The 17183-nt window shown below is 44.9% G+C and carries 13 protein-coding genes and 1 other RNA gene; 4 read left to right on the top strand and 10 right to left on the bottom strand.

Going from position 1 to position 17183, the window contains the following annotated elements:
- Window positions 1-60: 60 nt before the first annotated feature.
- Window positions 61-1572: a dGTPase gene (gene dgt, locus K5L93_RS14205; protein WP_220720424.1), complete on the top strand. Its 1512-nt coding sequence runs from the start codon at window positions 61-63 to the stop codon at window positions 1570-1572.
- 249 nt (window positions 1573-1821) lie between these two features.
- Here the strand turns inward: dgt and K5L93_RS14200 are convergent, their stop codons facing one another.
- Window positions 1822-3969: an NACHT domain-containing protein gene (locus K5L93_RS14200; RefSeq protein ID WP_220720423.1), complete on the bottom strand. Its 2148-nt coding sequence runs from the start codon at window positions 3967-3969 to the stop codon at window positions 1822-1824.
- Between the two features lie 20 nt (window positions 3970-3989).
- Between K5L93_RS14200 and K5L93_RS14195 the strand changes: the two genes are divergently transcribed.
- Complete coding sequence (locus K5L93_RS14195; protein WP_220718255.1) at window positions 3990-5021, top strand: IS630 family transposase; 1032 nt, start codon at window positions 3990-3992, stop codon at window positions 5019-5021.
- Here K5L93_RS14195 and K5L93_RS14190 read toward each other — a convergent pair.
- The 9 genes from K5L93_RS14190 to K5L93_RS14150 all read right to left on the bottom strand — a co-directional run bounded on the left by K5L93_RS14190 (window position 4991) and on the right by K5L93_RS14150 (window position 15936).
- On the bottom strand, window positions 4991-5401 hold the full coding sequence (locus K5L93_RS14190) for a PDDEXK family nuclease (RefSeq protein WP_220720422.1): 411 nt from the start codon (window positions 5399-5401) through the stop codon (window positions 4991-4993). The genes K5L93_RS14195 and K5L93_RS14190 overlap by 31 nt on opposite strands.
- A gap of 241 nt (window positions 5402-5642) precedes the next feature.
- On the bottom strand, window positions 5643-8528 hold the full coding sequence (gene gcvP / locus K5L93_RS14185; RefSeq protein WP_220720421.1) for an aminomethyl-transferring glycine dehydrogenase: 2886 nt from the start codon (window positions 8526-8528) through the stop codon (window positions 5643-5645).
- Between the two features lie 111 nt (window positions 8529-8639).
- Window positions 8640-9032, bottom strand: coding sequence for a glycine cleavage system protein GcvH (gcvH, locus tag K5L93_RS14180; RefSeq protein WP_220720420.1), 393 nt, complete (start codon window positions 9030-9032; stop codon window positions 8640-8642).
- 78 nt (window positions 9033-9110) lie between these two features.
- Entirely contained in the window at window positions 9111-10202 is a 1092-nt protein-coding gene (gcvT, locus tag K5L93_RS14175; protein ID WP_016403168.1) for a glycine cleavage system aminomethyltransferase GcvT, read from the bottom strand.
- Window positions 10203-10908: 706 nt separating this feature from the next.
- Window positions 10909-12117 carry an FAD-dependent monooxygenase gene (locus tag K5L93_RS14170; protein ID WP_220720419.1) on the bottom strand — a complete coding sequence of 403 codons (1209 nt, stop codon included), beginning with the start codon at window positions 12115-12117 and terminating at the stop codon, window positions 10909-10911.
- 19 nt (window positions 12118-12136) lie between these two features.
- Window positions 12137-13351: a 2-octaprenyl-6-methoxyphenyl hydroxylase gene (ubiH, locus tag K5L93_RS14165; RefSeq protein WP_220720418.1), complete on the bottom strand. Its 1215-nt coding sequence runs from the start codon at window positions 13349-13351 to the stop codon at window positions 12137-12139.
- Between the two features lies 1 nt (window position 13352).
- A complete protein-coding gene (pepP, locus tag K5L93_RS14160) occupies window positions 13353-14648 on the bottom strand; it encodes a Xaa-Pro aminopeptidase (protein WP_220720417.1) in 1296 nt (431 codons plus the stop codon).
- A gap of 24 nt (window positions 14649-14672) precedes the next feature.
- On the bottom strand, window positions 14673-15239 hold the full coding sequence (locus tag K5L93_RS14155; RefSeq protein WP_220720416.1) for a UPF0149 family protein: 567 nt from the start codon (window positions 15237-15239) through the stop codon (window positions 14673-14675).
- Between the two features lie 91 nt (window positions 15240-15330).
- Window positions 15331-15936 (bottom strand): hypothetical protein, encoded by a 606-nt coding sequence (locus K5L93_RS14150; RefSeq protein ID WP_220720415.1) that lies wholly within the window; start codon window positions 15934-15936, stop codon window positions 15331-15333.
- Window positions 15937-16204: 268 nt separating this feature from the next.
- Between K5L93_RS14150 and zapA the strand changes: the two genes are divergently transcribed.
- Together zapA and ssrS are read left to right on the top strand one after the other, a co-directional pair.
- Window positions 16205-16519: a cell division protein ZapA gene (gene zapA / locus K5L93_RS14145; RefSeq protein ID WP_152780319.1), complete on the top strand. Its 315-nt coding sequence runs from the start codon at window positions 16205-16207 to the stop codon at window positions 16517-16519.
- A 46-nt stretch (window positions 16520-16565) separates the two neighbouring features.
- Window positions 16566-16746: non-coding RNA, 6S RNA (gene ssrS, locus K5L93_RS14140), on the top strand.
- Window positions 16747-17183: the final 437 nt, after the last annotated feature.

Raw genomic sequence — 17183 nt, 5'->3', positions numbered from 1 at the left:
GATTTTCTATTGATAATACAGCAGTATAAATACTCTAATTGATAGAGAGCGGCTTAGAGTATGACAGTAAATTTCGCTAGCAAAATTCTCGGTACTCGGCCCTACCCAGCTAAGCCAGATCTTAATGCCGACTTAAAGAAGTTTGAAAGCGACCGAGGCCGCATTATTAACAGCGCAGCGGTTCGGCGTTTGCAGCAAAAGACCCAAGTATTCCCTTTAGAGCGCAACGCCGCAGTGCGCAGTCGCCTTACCCACTCTTTAGAAGTACAGCAAGTGGGTCGCTATATTTCTCAGCTCATTTGCGAAGCCTTAGTAGATGAACAAAACAGCTATCAACTTAAAGGGCTAGAACGGCAATTAGAAAGCATTGTTGAAATGTCCTGTTTAATGCACGACATTGGCAACCCGCCCTTTGGCCACTTTGGTGAAGAAGCCTTAATTGATTGGCTAAATGAAAACCTCAATAGCCTTTACCAAAGCTCTCAAGCAACAGAGTTAGATGAAGACCAGAACAAAAAACCGAAACAAACTCTGCCAGAAGCGATTCACCGAGATCTAGTCAGCTTCGAGGGCAACGCCCAAGGCATTCGGCTTATTCACTCCTTATTAAAGCTCAACCTCACCTACTCGCAAGCCTCTGGCATACTCAAATACACCCGCTGCGGAACTGAAGCTAAGCCAGATAAAAGTGCACCGTTTAATTACTTAAAAAAGAAGGTAGGTTACTACCTTAGCGAGCAAAACTACATTCAAGATATTCGCAATAGCTTAGACATAGACCAATTCTGCCGCTCGCCGTTTTCTTACATTATGGAAGCGGCCGATGATGTGTCTTACGGCATTGCCGACTTAGAAGACGCCATAGAAAAAGGCGTGCTGAGCATTAAAGAACTAAAGCACGCCCTATTAGCCACCTTTGCCAAACTAAGCAGTGAACATGGCTGCAGCAAACCAAAAGAAATGGACACCATTCTCGACTTTGCTCACCAAAGTAAAAAACCACAGCTGAGTGATGAAGAAAGAGACTCGATGTTTTTTGTTTACCTACGCGTAGCAGTAAACCAACGCTTGCCCGAACATGCCAAAAATCAGTTTGTGGCAAACTTAGAGGCGGTTTACCAAGGCAACTTAAACCGCGCGCTAATTGAAGATGGCAGCGTAAACCACCTCATAGTTGAAACCTTTAAAAGCGTCGCGCTAGAGCGTTGCTTTTGCCACCCAGAAGTAGAAGCCCGCGAACTACAAGGCTACCAAATTATCTCAGGCTTAATGGCCTGTTACCAACCGCTACTTGCGCTAAGCCAAGACCAGTTTGAATACTTAGTAGATAACACAAAACCCAAAGAAAAAAGCTCTGCTTATATACAGCGCCTATTCAAAAAGCTGCCGGCTAAACATTTAGCAGCCTATCAAAAAGCCATGACGGAAGAGCCCATAAGCGATGAGTTTGGCAACGAACAATGTCGCGAGTTTTACTACCGCACAAGGCTGATTATCGACTACATCAGCGGCATGACAGACCAATACGCCTACGACGAATTTAGAGCGTTTAATGTGATAAGTGATTTTTAAGTAAGCGCCCCCTGATCTGAGAGATGTTACTGCTTCGGGAGTGAATGCTAAAATGGCAGGAAGTGAGTTTGAAATGAAAGGGGGGATTGAATCATCCTTTAAATAAAATACAAAATGAATGATAACGTAACTTAAAGAACAGGTAACCCAATAAGACCAAGGTACTAAAGGGCTGATATTTAAAGTTACTCTGCCCCCTCTATTTTTAGCTTCATTCCAGAAATGAGCAGCTAAAGTTTATAGGATAATCTAATAGAGTAAACCATCTAACTCCTGCTTAAATGCAATTTCTATACGTTGATTTAGTTTTTTTTCTTCAGCGGGAGGACGATGAGAAGTTATATTCAACAACAATTTATGTGTTTTTCTTGTCATTTCGTTATTTGTCGCATAGTCAACTAACCATTCAATTTCATATGCGTGTTGAGCATACAGAAGGAAAACGTCGTGCCACCAAGACGAAACAAGCATTTTGTCTAGTCTTATTTTTCTAAGATTAACTAGTTGTTCAGATGCTAGATACTCTTGAAACCTTAAATGACCAAAACCGTATTTTCCATTTGGGTTTACCAACAGAATTTCACATGGTGTTATAAGCTCAGCATATACTTCATTGGCTATTCTTTCATCGTGTAAATTTTTGGTGAGAAAAACAATAATATCTTCTTTGCAAAGCTCTCTACACTTTCGATCATGCATATGATAGGCAAGCTCTCTACTGCACTTCAAAATGACTTCCGGTGAAGAAGTCATTCGATTAACACCTTTGAACTTGTCGAAAAGACCGCTGAGCAACTCAAACCTCTTTTTATATAGTGAAGCTTCCGTATTAGGTAAAGGTACGGCCGAGTCTTGAAGAGAAGCCATAATTGTTGCAGACAGAGGGTTTGTAATCACCCTGTCTAGTTTTGGGCGACTATCTAGATGACAAAGAATTTCTTTAACTAACTCAGGTCTCTCGGAGAACCACTTTTCAAAGAACTCTTCTTTCTGCCCCCGGTCAAATGGTAATAAAGAGATGCTCACGAACCCTAACGTGTGTAGATCAGAAACAGTAAACCTTGAGGATGTAATGATTTGGCAGTTGCTATATAAAACTGAAAACTCATTCAAAGATGAAACGATCCAATCATGCTGTACAACTGCTTCATCAATACTGTCAAGAACCAAACATACTTTTTTATTCTTTAAATGCTCTTTTAAAGTAAAAAATGAAAAGTTGTTAACACTCAATTCCGCTAAGTAATACCAAATCCCTTTGGTCAAGCATCGTTCGTCCGATTTTAAAGCATAGAAAGCTAAGTCGTTGAGAGTTAAGTAAATTACGAGGTTTTTTTTGGAACTCTCCAATAGCGACTTTGTATATACTTGGAGGTTAGTCGTTTTTCCTGAACCCGCATCCCCTAATACAATAACATTTAAGCTGGACTGGAAAACTTCGGTAATTGACACTTTACTGCTAGTTCTTGGTATAACTTCTGAAGATTGCTTGAAATCTAAGTTCATAGATTCAATGATTTTATAGAAACATTCTATTTTTTGAGATATTAACAAGTAATCCTTAATATCTGTTATTGTTGTATTTTCATAATGAACTAGCTTGTCAATTGACTCATTAAGTAACTGGCATAGGATGCTACTGTTATAATTAATGGTTACACTAGTTTCAATAAGAGAATCTTGACCTCTGAGTTTCTCAACTTCATCTCGTTTTTTTCCTCTACCTTCCATCATAGATTTAATTTCAAAGACTTCACTTGAAAAGTCAGAAAATTCATCAGGGCCCAAATTTACATGTCTATATTCAGATTTTATAAAATCATCAAAATCTGAGCTGGCTACGTTGGGGTAAACTTTAGCGAACGAACTTTTAGATATTTTTTCTCTTACTTTATTAGCAATATTTATAATTTCATCCGACAAAATGCTAATTTGTTTTTTTAGACGTTCTTTTTTAGTAAGTGAAGCTCTAAATAATGATAAAGAATCTTTTTCATATAGTTCAACACCTGTTAACAATGTAAAGGATTTTTCCATAGCCGTTGCTTTATCAACCGTTTCAGAGCTAATGGTTGTTTTTGTAGTTGTGTAATCATACTTAACTAGTTCTTTATTATTGCGTTCGCGATCATTGCCCAGCTCTAATTTAGTCTCACAATAGATATCACAAAGTTCCTTTGTATCTCCAAGGTGAAGAGCATCCATTAAAGCTTTATTTGATAAAGCTGGCTTTATCTTTTCTCCGATATAAGCACTATCCCCAGATATCTCGCGAATCAATTCCGGCTTGTGTTTGTCGATTAACGACAAAAGGCGTTTCCCATCAATGATGGTTACTCCCTTTCTTAGTACATCTCTATACCCGTGATCATTGAAGGTGATTGATTTTTTCGTCAATGAGGATCATGCTACACACCATGAAAATTATACTGACTCCTCAACAGAAACAGCAACTCGAGCAGATGCATGATTCCACTCGCGATGGTCGAGTGCGAGACCGTATCAAAGCGGTATTACTTGCTTCTGAAGGTTGGAGTCAGGTGATGATTTCTCAAGCCCTTCGCATCCACGAGTCGACAGTCGCTCGACATCTCAGCGACTATGTTCTTTCTGAAAAACTTAAGCCCGAAAATGGCGGAAGCCAAAGTAAACTTTCTGCTACTCAAACCATGCACCTAATCGAGCATTTGACCGAGAAAACCTATTCTCACACTCATCAAGTTGTCGCCTACGTTAAAGAGACATTTGGACTTGATTATACGGTTTCTGGTATGAACAAGTGGCTTCATCACAATGGTTTTAGCTACAAGCAACCGAAAGGCGTTCCACACAAGTTTGATGAGACAAAACAACGGGCGTTCATCGAAGCTTATGAAGCTCTAAAGACAAGCTGTGGCGAGGATGAATCGATATTGTTTATCGATGCCGTTCACCCGACGCTATCGACCAAAATCACCCATGGCTGGATACGTACAGGCCAAGAAAAAGTGATTGAAACAACGGGCAACCGTAGTCGGTTAAACCTTATTGGCGCACTGAATTTATCCGATATTGGAGCGACGGTTGTTAGCGATTACGAAAGCATTAACAGTGAAAATATTGTTCGTTTTTTCTGTAAGCTCAGAGAGAGTTACCCGTTAGGCCATAAGCTTCATATCATTTTAGATGGTGCGGGATATCACCGTAGTAACTTAGTCAAAGATGCCGCGTTTGTCCTTAATATTGAATTGCATTACCTCCCACCTTACAGTCCAAACCTCAACCCAATAGAGCGGTTATGGAAGGTAATGAACGAGAAGTCGAGAAACAACGTTTATTTCAAAAATAAACGAGACTTTAAGGCGGCGATAGACCAATTTTTTTCTGTGACTCTTCAGGAGATCGCAGGCTCCTTGGCATCTCGAGTGAACGATAATTTTCAGGTACTCAAGCCTGCATCTTCAAGTTGATTGGGTATATAGGCTCCTGAGTGGGTGTCGAATGATTTCTCTGGGACTTCGAACGGGGTTACGAAAATCAACTGAGAAAGCATTACTTCTTTACCGCTGTCTGGACAAATAGCTGGCTCGAAAGTCATTTGACTCAACTGGGTTAATAATTGCTGAAAACTTTTTGAATGAGAGTTTGGTGTGGCATGTATTTTTTTTACTTGCACACCGATAAATTTGTCTTGCTCAAGGGGATCTTTTTGATAAATTATTATGTCTCGCCCTTTTTCACATCCCCCGCCGGTAAACACCACCCGACAACCATAAATTTGACGAAATAATGGGACAAGTACGTTTTTAGAGAGGTCATTCTCCATCAAACTGGCTAGGGCTTCTAACATAATTTAGCTCTTGTATAGCAACGTTGATTCTAGTTCGAACAAGATGAAGCAAGTCTTATTATTATGCAATAGCGTAATATGGTGTTAACGTAAATTATTGTCCTATATCTTGTATTCGTTAACCTCAGTTAAAACAAAAAGGGTCAGAGTAACTTTAATGTCTGAGGCTACTCCCTAGCCAAAAAAAGCGAAGCACCACTGCTTCGCTCTATATCATAACACACTGAAAAGGTTTTGATTTTTACTCTTGATAGGCTTCCATAGGAAGGCACGCGCAGAATAAATTTCTATCCCCAAACACATCATCAATGCGGTTTACTGTAGGCCAGAATTTGTTTTGCTTAACTGCGTCACATGGGAACACGGCTAGCTCGCGGCTGTAGTTGTGGGTCCATTGAGCGTCGGTTAAATCATCTAAAGTGTGCGGGGCAAACACTAGCGGGTTGTCTTGTAGGGTCCACTCGCCCGTTTCTACTTTGGCTATCTCAGCGCGTATCGATAACATCGCATCAATAAAGCGGTCGATTTCGGCCAGCGATTCCGACTCGGTAGGCTCTACCATTAAGGTGCCCGCTACCGGGAAGCTCATGGTTGGCGCGTGAAAGCCGTAGTCATTTAAGCGCTTGGCTACGTCCATTTCGGTAATGCCGGTGGCCTCTTTAAGTGGGCGCATATCAATAATACATTCGTGGGCGACTCGGCCATTTTGTCCGCTATATAAAATCGGGAAGGCTTGGCTTAAACGGCTGGCTAGGTAGTTGGCGTTGAGAATGGCTATTTCTGATGATTGGCGCAGCCCTTGGTTACCCAACATGGCTACGTACATCCAACTAATAGGCAAGATAGACGCGCTGCCATAAGGGGCTGCCGATACTGCGGCATTGGCGTGGCTAGCTTTACCATTGCTTACTACGCTGTGGCCAGCCACAAACGGTGCCAAGTGGGCTTTAACGCCAATTGGCCCCATACCTGGGCCACCGCCACCGTGTGGAATAGCAAAGGTTTTGTGTAGGTTTAAGTGACTTACGTCTGAGCCAATAAAGCCCGGTGAAGTAATGCCTACTTGCGCGTTCATGTTGGCGCCGTCCATGTACACTTGGCCGCCGTTGTCATGAACAATGTCGCAAATCTCTTTAATGGTTTCTTCGTATACGCCGTGGGTACTTGGGTAGGTAATCATTACACAGGATAACTGCTCGGCTAGCTCTTCGGCTTTGCTGCGCAGATCAATCATGTCTACGTTGCCCTCTTTATCACAGGCCACTACCACTACTTTTAAGTTAGCCATTTGTGCAGAAGCTGGGTTAGTACCGTGCGCCGAGCTAGGAATTAAACAAATGTTGCGGTGATGGTCGCCGCGGCTTGCGTGGTATTTTTGAATAGCTAACAGGCCTGCGTATTCACCTTGCGCGCCCGAGTTTGGCTGCATACAAATTGAATCGTAACCGGTGATGTTTACCAACCAATCTTCTAGCTGGCTAATCATGGCGTGGTAACCCTGCGCTTGGTCACTTGGGCAGAAGGGGTGCATGCTTGAAAACTCTGGCCAAGTTACTGGGATCATCTCCGCGGTGGCGTTTAGCTTCATGGTGCATGAGCCTAGCGAGATCATCGAGTGGTTTAGCGCTAAGTCTTTACCTTCTAATTTGCGAATGTAACGCAGTACATCGGTTTCGCTGCGGTAGCGGTTAAATACTTCATGCTCCAAAATTGGCGTATCGCGTAGTAGCGTTTCTGGAATGCAGGTTTCGCCTTTCACAATATCATCTAAACGCGCGGCGTCTAAGCCGTGATCTTCGCCTAGTAATACGGTGAATAAGTCATTTACGTCGCTTGCAGTGGTGGTTTCATCTAGGCTTAGCGCTACGCTGCCGTCTAAATCCATACGCAGGTTAATGCCTAATGCTTCGCTGCGTGCTTTGATCGCGTCTTTATCGCTTACTTTAATGCTTAGGGTATCAAAGTATTGCGCATGCTCTGGGCTTAGGCCTTTGGCCTCTAGGCCGTGAGCAAGAATAGCGGTTAAGCGGTGAATACGCTGGGCAATGGTGCGCAGGCCATCAGGGCCGTGGAATACCGCATAAAACGAGGCCATGTTGGCTAGCAATACTTGGGCAGTACAAATGTTTGAGTTAGCTTTTTCGCGGCGAATATGTTGCTCGCGGGTTTGCAGTGCCATGCGCAAAGCAGGCTTGCCGCGCCTGTCTTTAGATACACCAATAATACGACCCGGTAGCGAGCGTTTGTAAGCGTCACGGGTTGCAAAAAATGCCGCGTGTGGGCCGCCGTAACCCATAGGTACACCAAAGCGTTGGGCACAGCCTAGTACAACATCGGCACCCATCGCGCCCGGCGATTTAAGCATCACCAAGGCCATAATATCGGCCGCTACAGCCACAATGCCTTTGTTGCTATGTACTTGTTCGATGAGCTCGCTTAAATCGCGCACTCGGCCGGTAGTGCCGGGATATTGCAACAGCGCACCAAACACATTGTGCTCAACCACACTTTCGGCTGGACCTACTTCTACGTCGAAACCGAAGAAATCGGCGCGCTCTTTTACTACGTCGATGGTTTGTGGGTGCACGTCGTCGGCAATAAAGTACAGGTTACATTTTTTATTTTTAGACACACGCTTAGCAAGTGCCATGGCCTCGGCTGCGGCGGTAGCTTCATCCAATAACGAAGCACTAGCTAGCTCTAAGCCAGTTAAATCTAGGGTTAACTGTTGGAAGTTAAGCAGTGCTTCTAAGCGGCCTTGGGCAATCTCTGGCTGGTAAGGCGTGTAGGCGGTGTACCAACCTGGGTTTTCAAATACATTACGTAAAATAACGTGCGGTACATGGGTATTGTGGTAGCCCATACCAATGTAGCTACGGTAAACCTTGTTCTGTTTAGCTAGCTTACGTAATGCAGCAAGCGCTTGTTGCTCGGTGAGACTATCGCCAATACTTAGGTCTTGGTTTAAACGAATTTGTTCAGGCACCGTTTGCTCAATAAGTTGCTCTACAGAGCTTAAGCCAAGCTGTTTAAGCATGGTGTTAACTTCGGCTTGATCGGGGCCAATATGGCGGCGAATAAAGTCTTGGTTTTGCTCTAGTTCGGTTAACGGCAAAGACGGGTTCATTAAACTATTCCTGTATTACTGAAACAAAATGCGTTGCGTTTAGTCGGGTTTATTATTGTGTTACGGATAAAAAAAGCGCCCCGACTAGCGGAGCGCATTTTTGATCAAAGCTTATTCATCTTCTTCGATAGTGGCGGCGTAATCTTCGGCCGAGAGTAAGTTCTCTAGCTCGCTTTCATCGCTAACTTTAACTTTAAACATCCAACCGTCGCCGTAAGCATCGCTGTTTACTTGCTCGGGTGAATCTTCTAGCTCTTCGTTAATTTCTACTACTTCGCCGCTTAGTGGCGCGTAGATGTCTGAAGCGGCTTTCACCGACTCAGCCACTGCGCAGTCATCGCCTGCGTCAATCTCGTCGCCTACGTCTGGTAAGTCAATAAATACCATGTCGCCTAGTAGCTCTTGCGCGTGCTCACTAATGCCAACGGTGTATACGCCATCGCCTTCTGAACGTACCCACTCGTGAGTACTGGCATAACGCAGTTCGGCAGGGATATTAGCCATAATTCCTTTCCTCTATAAGTTCTTACTTAAGGTTTTAATTTAAAGTTAAATCTACAAACAAAATTCGATTATTGGGGCTTACACTTTGGCGCCATTACGCACAAATACAGGTTTTACTACTTTCACTTTAACCTGTTTTTTGCGCATTTCCACTAAGGCTTCTTCTACGTCGCAATTGGCGATACGAGCCAGCGCAATACTTTGACCCAAAGTAGGAGAAAAAGTGCCGCTGGTGACAACGCCCGGTAAGGCTTCGCCATACTCATTCACTACCGTAACCGCTTGGCCTGCACGCATTACGCCTTTGGTTTCCATGACTAAACCAACCAGCTTGTCGGTGCCTTCGGCTTTTTGAGCTTCTAAGGCTTGGCGGCCAATAAAGTCGCGCTCTTGCGGCTCCCATGCAATGGTCCAGCCCATGTTGGCCGCTAGCGGTGATACGCTCTCGTCCATGTCTTGACCATATAAATTCATACCTGCTTCTAAACGCAGGGTATCGCGCGCGCCTAAACCACAAGGCTGCACACCTTGCGCTTCTAGCGCTTTCCAAAGCGCTACCGCTTTATCTTGCGGTACCACAATCTCGTAGCCTTGCTCACCGGTATAACCAGTGGTAGCAATAAATAAGTCGCCAGCTTGTACACCAAAGAACGGCTTCATACCTTCGATAGCGAGGTTTTGGTCATTGTCTAATACCGCAGAAGTCAGCTTTTTAGCCTGTGGGCCTTGTACCGCAATCATCGCTAGCTCTGGGCGCTCGGTAATGCTTACTGCAAAATCGCTGGCTTGTTGGTTGATCCACGCGAGATCTTTTTCGCGGGTAGCCGAGTTAACCACTAAGCGGTAATCGGTTTCGCTAAAGTAATAGGTAATAAGGTCGTCAATCACGCCGCCTTCATGGTTTAACATGCCGCCGTAAAGCGCCTTACCTTTAACGGTAAGCTTGGCTACGTCGTTAGCTAATAGTTTGCGAAGAAAGGCTTGGGCTTGTTCGCCCTGCACATCAACAATGGTCATGTGGGATACATCAAACATGCCAGCGGCTTGACGAACAGCGTGGTGCTCTTCGATTTGTGAGCCGTAGTTAATCGGCATTTCCCAACCGTGAAAATCCACTAACTTTGCGCCTGCGTCGAGGTGCGCTTGATGAAGTACCGTTTGCTGTGTCATGTGCTGATCCCTTTATTATGAGGACGCGAAGGATAAACTCCCCCTGCCAATGCTGAACAATTATAGCGAGATGTGCGCAACAAGAAAGCACCAATCACAAGCTGAGCTAATCTATAAGCTGCACAGTTTGCTTACATCCCTTCAACAGCGTAGTGACAAGCTTTAGCTAGAAACGCCAAAAAACAGCAAAAAACACCAAATAAGCAAGCCATTCCTTAGTTATTCACTAATTATTGCTAGCCTGTGCAAACATAACCACAATTTAAAAGGCCGACTTAAAATAACCACCCATTAGTTAAACTAATCCACAAGAAAAAACTTAATAAAAATAAATCACCTGTTTGAGCGCTTCAATTAGCTAAATTTAGCTAATGGCAACTGCTTAATATTTAAACAAAGAGCGTATTAACAGCTTAGCTTATGCGCTGATGCTTTCGCAGGGTTTTCCAAACTGAACAGAAGGAGTAGTCATAAAACAACAATGACTGGAACTTCACTGGCAGCGGTGATGGTGATGGTTATGCTTACCTAGTGGTTAAGCGTACACATCAATGAAATGACTCGAAAACCAGTGGGGAGTGCGTATTGGCGGTAGCCTGAGGAAAACGGCGAAGCCAAACAAAGTGGACGTTGCAGGTTAAAGGTTGAAGTAAACGTTAGCCAAACCTTAGAAGCTGACAAAGCCTCTAAGTGTCAGCGCTAAAACTTAAGCTTTTAAACTAGCTCGCTTCGGTAAATCACCTTCTAAACCCAAGGCGCGGCGCATCGCTTGTTGCTTGAGCGGTTCGGCCTTATCCACCAAACTCATGCCTACTCCACGCAGTAACTTAAGTGCTGGGTTGGCGTTGCCAAATAAGCGTTTAAAAAACTCCATTGAAGCGATCATTTGGCTGGCTTCGCTTTTACGCCAGCGCTCAAAGTGGCGTAGGTTGGCGTAGTCGTTAATGCTTTTACCGGCCTCTTGCATCGCCGTTAGCTCTTGCGCTAGCGCGGCAGCATCCATTAATCCTAGATTTACACCCTGCCCAGCTAAGGGATGAATGGTGTGGGCGGCATCGCCAATAAGGGCGAAACCTTTACCGGCAAAATCGCGTGCATAACGCATTCGCAGTGGGAAGCCAGCGCACTCACCTACTCGCTCACACAGACCTAAGCGATTATCAAAGGCCATAGTAAGTTGCTTATTAAACTCGGCCTCACTCATGGCTTGCAGCTCTGCGGCTCTGTCGGGTGAAACCGACCAAACAATCGAACAAGTATTAGCATCACTTAAGGGTAAAAAGGCTAAGGGACCTTCTGGGGTAAATATTTGGCGGGCACAATCTTGGTGTGGCTCCGCAGTTTTAATGGTGGCCACAATGGCAGTGTGCTGGTAATCCCAATAGGTGAGAGGAATATCTAGTTGCTGGCGCAACCAAGAGTTTGCGCCATCTGCCGCCACCAGCAGTTTAGAGCTTAAGCCTTGGCCATTGGCAAAACTTAACCATGATTCACTATCGCCCCGGTGTAATTTGTCTACCGCCTGCTCAATAATAGTAACATTGCTTTGCTGGCTAACTTGTTGCCATAAAGCGTGGCGAATAATGTCGTTTTCTACAATGTGACCAATGTTTGGCACCATCATCTTTTCTGCTTGAAAACGAATTTTAGCAAAGCTGTCGTGCTCCCAAACTTGCATGTCGTTATAAGGCGCAACTCGCTGCTCTACTATGCTTTGCCAAACTCCTAGCGATTGTAACAACTGTTGAGAAGACAAACTAAGTGCACTCACTCGTAAGCTATATTCACTCAGTTCTGGCGGCTGTGAGGGTTTAGGTTCAACAATGGCAATACGCAATGGGCTGTCGGCCAGTGCGCTGGCTAAGGCCAAACCTACCATTCCACCACCAATAATTGTTAAATCAACCGCTTGCATTTGCCTGTCCTAGTCCTGATTAAGAGAGATATAAACCTAAGCTTTGTTTCGCTAGCAGCGATTTAAAGCGCGGTGAAAGTTGCATAGCCATAAGGCCAAGGTTACGTGGAACTACCGAAGTTTTGTCGTTGCTGGCAAACAAACTAGCCAGCGTAGATGTCATAGAGATAGTGCGGGCATTATCTTGCTCACGCGCTTTTTGATATGCATCTAATAGGCTGTGCGCGCCAAGATCGCCGCCGCTGTTCCACTGCTGTTGAATTAGTTCCGCTAGGGCTGCCACATCGCGCAGCCCCAAATTAAAGCCCTGCCCGGCAATAGGATGCAGCGCATGGGCGGCATTGCCTAGCACCAATAAACGGTGGCTAAATAAGCGTGAGTAGTGGCGCAGCACCAGTGGGTAAGCAACACGTTTGCCTACTCCAATAAAGCGCCCAGCACGGTAACCAAAAGCGCGCTGTAGCTCCGCTAAAAACTCATTCTCACTGGCCGCTTGCAGGCGCTGAGCATCCTCGCCAGTAAGTGACCAAACTACCGACCAACGATTGTCGGTCATAGGTAATAGCGCTAATGGTCCATCTTCGGTGAAGCGTTCAAAAGCCCGACCTGCGAGATCTTGCTCTGCCTGTACGTTAGCAATTAAGGCAAACTTGCCAAAATCATGTTGCTGTTGGTTGCCTATTTGCTTACCCACCAAAGACTCGGCGCCATCTGCGCCCACTAATAAACTAGCACTAATGGTTTGCTGCTTATCTAGCTCTACAAGTACTTGCTCAGACTGCTGCTCAATCTTGTTTACCTTGTTGGGACAAAACAACTGCACCTGCTGGCGTTGGCTAAGTAAAGTGTGAAACTCTCGACCAGCGTGTTCTAGCTCTATCACTTGCCCTAGAGCATCAAGCTGATACTCCTGAGCATCTAAGGTGGTATAGCCGCAATGGCCGCGATCTGAAACATGGATATGCTCTATGGCGCAGGTATGTGGCGCTAAGTATTGCCACAAACCTTGCTGTTTAAGCCACTGCTGTGAGCCAGCCGATAAAGCAATAGCGCGACCATCAAAGCCGGGATGCTGGCCAAAATGTAGCTCGGCGGCCTCGATAACCGCAATGCGTAATGGCTGCTCAGTGCGACTATTACTTAAGGCCAAGGCGAGGCTTGCGCCTGCCATGCCCGCACCCACTATGGCAATATCAAAGTGCTGATGCTGGTCTTGGATTTGGGCCTTGCTCATACTAGCTAGTCGCCATTAGAGCTTCAATTTCGGCGATAGATTTAGGCACATTGCTGGTAAGAATTTCACGACCTTCGCTGGTTATCACCACATCGTCTTCAATACGAATACCTATGCCTTGATAAGCCGCTGGCACCTCGGCATCTGCAGGAATATACAGGCCAGGTTCAATGGTGATGGCCATGCCCTCTACCAATGGTCGAGTGCGCTTAACATCGTAATAGTCACCCACATCGTGGACGTCTAGGCCAATCCAATGTCCTAAGCCGTGCATGTAATACTCTTTGTAAGCTTCTTCTTCAATGAGTGTGGCAACGTCACCTTGCATAATGCCTAAATCAACCAAGCCACTTACCATAATGTTAAGCACTACTTGGTTAACCTCATAAATCGACACACCCGGTTTTAACATATCCAAAGCGGCTAACTGGGCGTCTAAAACCACCTTGTAAAGCTTGGCTTGCTCGGGGCTAAACTTACCGTTTACTGGGAAGGTTCGGGTAATGTCTCCGGCATACATTTGGTATTCGGCGCCGGCATCAATCAGCACTAAATCACCATCTTGCATCACGCTTTCGTTCTCGGTGTAATGCAGAATACAAGCGTTGTCGCCAGCACCAACAATAGTGCCGTAAGCAGGAGCGCGTGAGCCAGCCATTAAAAACTCGTGATGAATTTCGGCTTCTAACTGGTATTCCCACATGCCTACCTTACAACTGCGCATAGCACGCACATGACCAGCGGCAGAAATCTCACCGGCTTTACGCATAAGCGCCACTTCGTCGGCAGATTTTATCAAGCGCATCTCATCAACAATGGGTCGCCAGTCTTCGATTTGCTTAGGCGCTTTAAAGCCTTGACGCAAACCATTGCGTAAACATTCGATGGCAGCAAAAATTTGTTGGTCGTAAGCGGGGTAACGCCCTTGTGCTAAATACACCTTTTCTAAACCATCTAGCTCAAGATGTAAGTGCTCACCTAGCTCTTCTATGGCGTGGGCTTTATCGATGCCTAAATGGCTAACGGCTTGCTCTTGGCCTAAACGGCGGCCTTGCCAAATTTCGGCGAGCTTATCTTTACGGCGATTAAACAATACAGTACGGGTTTCGCCAGCGTGCTTTATCAGCAATAACAATGCGCTAGGCTCGTTAAACCCACAGAAGTAGTAAAAGTCGCTGTCTTGGCGAAAGGGAAACTCAGTATCGCGGCTGCGCGTTTGTTCTTCGGCAGCACAGAAAATCGCAACACTGTTGTCTGACATGGCAGAAAATAACTGCTGACGACGTTGTAAAAACACAGCAACTCCTTGGCTTATTAGTGCTTAATGCAATGTAGGTTGTTGTAGGTCGCTATCACTGGCAGTAAGGTGAGCAAAGATAGTAATGGCGCCAATACGCACGTATTCCACCACTTGGAATAAGGCTTGTTCGTTTTCTTCTTCGTCATCATCTAAATCAGAAGACAATTGGCTAATTTCGGTGAAATCTTTAACCAATTCCTGCACGTCTTCGGCCAACTTATTGAGATCGCTTTGTACCACACCAAAACCCACCAAAAAGCTTTGTACCCATTGAGCTAAGGCTTCGGTACGCTCTTCTACTACTAGGTCATCACTGGGCAACATTAATTGAAAGCCCAATAAGCTATCGCTCATGCCGCTGTGGGTGGCTTCCATTACAATTTTTAGCTGCTTTTTAATTTCAACAGGTAAACCTTGGCCATCGTTAATAAGTGCATTTATCTGGCTCAACCAGTCGCCATCACTAGGCAAACCCGCTGCTAAAAGGCCACTTAACAGGCCATGAACTTCAGCAGGGCTTACCAATATTTTTGAACCAATGAGGAGTTCACCCAGATCTTCATAATCTGGATATGCAATTTTAGTCACATTAAATACCTAGCTACTTTTAATTGGCTAATCCTAACACTGCTTAAAGTTAGCGGCCATTTTTATACTTATATTTAGGGGCAATTTCGGGCTATTTTTGTTGGGCTTCTTTCAGCTGCTGGCGGCGCAGGCGCACTCGCTCAATATATTGATCGCGAAACAGTTTAATTAAGGTGCTTTCTTGTTGGCGAATGAATCGCGCCGACATGTGAGTAGCCTTAGTAAACTGCAGGCACAGTTGTGGGTAGGGATCGCGCTTATTTTCAATCTTACGGATAATTCTCGCCTCAAACTGATGTTCGTAACCTTCAGTACTGTAAAGCAGGCTTAAATCTTCAAACTCATCCTTAAGGTCCTTAGGCAAGTAATCAACAATTTTGCTTAGGTCTTTATGAAAAATGATCCGCCCCACCAATATTTTACTAGAAATAGGCAAAGGCTCCGCCGAAGAGCGCCATTGAATACGGCAACCACCTTCAGATACATCTAACACAGGAAAGACATGATCGCCCAAGTACATCATCGGCATGAACTGCGCCGCGTAGGCGTCTTTCACTTCTGATTTTTTGCGGCCTTGGGGGTCAACGTTGGCAATTTTAGTGTTAACCATTTTGATGAGGAGCTGAATCAAACGCACTGGGTAGACGATGCGGTAAAATCTGCGACGTTCATCGGCAAAACTGCCTGCTTGCGCCATGAAGCTTTGTATCCTGTTACCTAAAAAACTTTTGAAACTAGCGTTAAGGTTAACGCTCAAATAATTATAGTTGGCTATGGTGGACAAATCGTTAGGGATATTCAAGCAATCAAATAAGCTTTTATGAGACCGATAACGCAGATTTGTTTAGCTTTACAGCAAACTGCTCGTTATTGCCGCAGCTTGCACAAAGCCGCGGCAACAATGGTTGCAAGTTAGCGCGCTGCGCTATATATTCGGTCGTAATACAGTTTAGCTAAGGCGAATCATGACGCAGGGCGTAGACATAATATTGTTAGGCAAGAACTACCGAGTAGCTTGCCCGGTCGGTGAAGAAGATAAACTTCGCCAAGCCGCCGACGAATTATCTCAACGTTTAGAAGCGCTCAAAGAAAAGAGCAGCGTTAATAGTACCGAGCACTTAGCCATAATGGTTGGTTTGCACCTCTCTTACGAGCTGCATAACGAACAAGCAAAAAATCAGAATTATGCTGATAATATGAATCAGCGAATAGTAGAGCTGCAAAACACCATTGAGCGTGCCTTGCTAGAGCAGAGCCAACCAGTGGGTAATGTTGAATAGAGTACTCGCAAGGTATTCGAAGTTTTACTACAGTGTATAAGAGTTTAGTTTCCTGGGGTGTTCGCCAGTTGGTGATGTCCCTGAGCCGATAATTGTATCTTAAGGGTGATTTTTCCCTGCTATTGAGCATGCTCAGCCCGACTGAGAAGCCTACGGTAGGGTCTTGTTTCCCGCCTTGAACCTCATGGTTCAAGGGCTAAAATCAACAGCGGCACTCTGGGTACTTCTTTCTTCTTCAAATTGTTTCTCCCTCTCCGTAAGAACCTCATAGCTCAAGGGCTAAAATCAACTGCGGCACTCTGTTACTTCTTTCTTCTTCAAATTGTGTCTCCCTCTCCGTAAGAACCTCATAGCTCAAGGGCTAAAATCAACAGCGGCACTCTGTTACTTCTTTCTTCTTCAAATTGTTTCTCCCTCTCCGTAAGAACCTCATAGCTCAAGGGCTAAAATCAACAGCGGCACTCTGTTACTTCTTTCTTCTTCAAATTGTTTCTCCCTCTCCGTAAGAACCTCATAGCTCAAGGGCTAAAATCAACAGCGGCACTCTGTTACTTCTTTCTTCTTCAAATTGTTTCTCCCTCTCCGTAAGAACCTCATAGCTCAAGGGCTAAAATCAACAGCGGCACTCTGTTACTTCTTTCTTCTTCAAATTGTTTCTCCCTCT

The sequence above is a fragment of the Agarivorans litoreus genome (genome assembly GCF_019649015.1).
Lineage (GTDB): Bacteria > Pseudomonadota > Gammaproteobacteria > Enterobacterales > Celerinatantimonadaceae > Agarivorans > Agarivorans litoreus.
The sequence above is the reverse complement of the archived record's forward strand: the minus strand, read 5'-3'. Positions and strand labels throughout refer to the sequence as shown.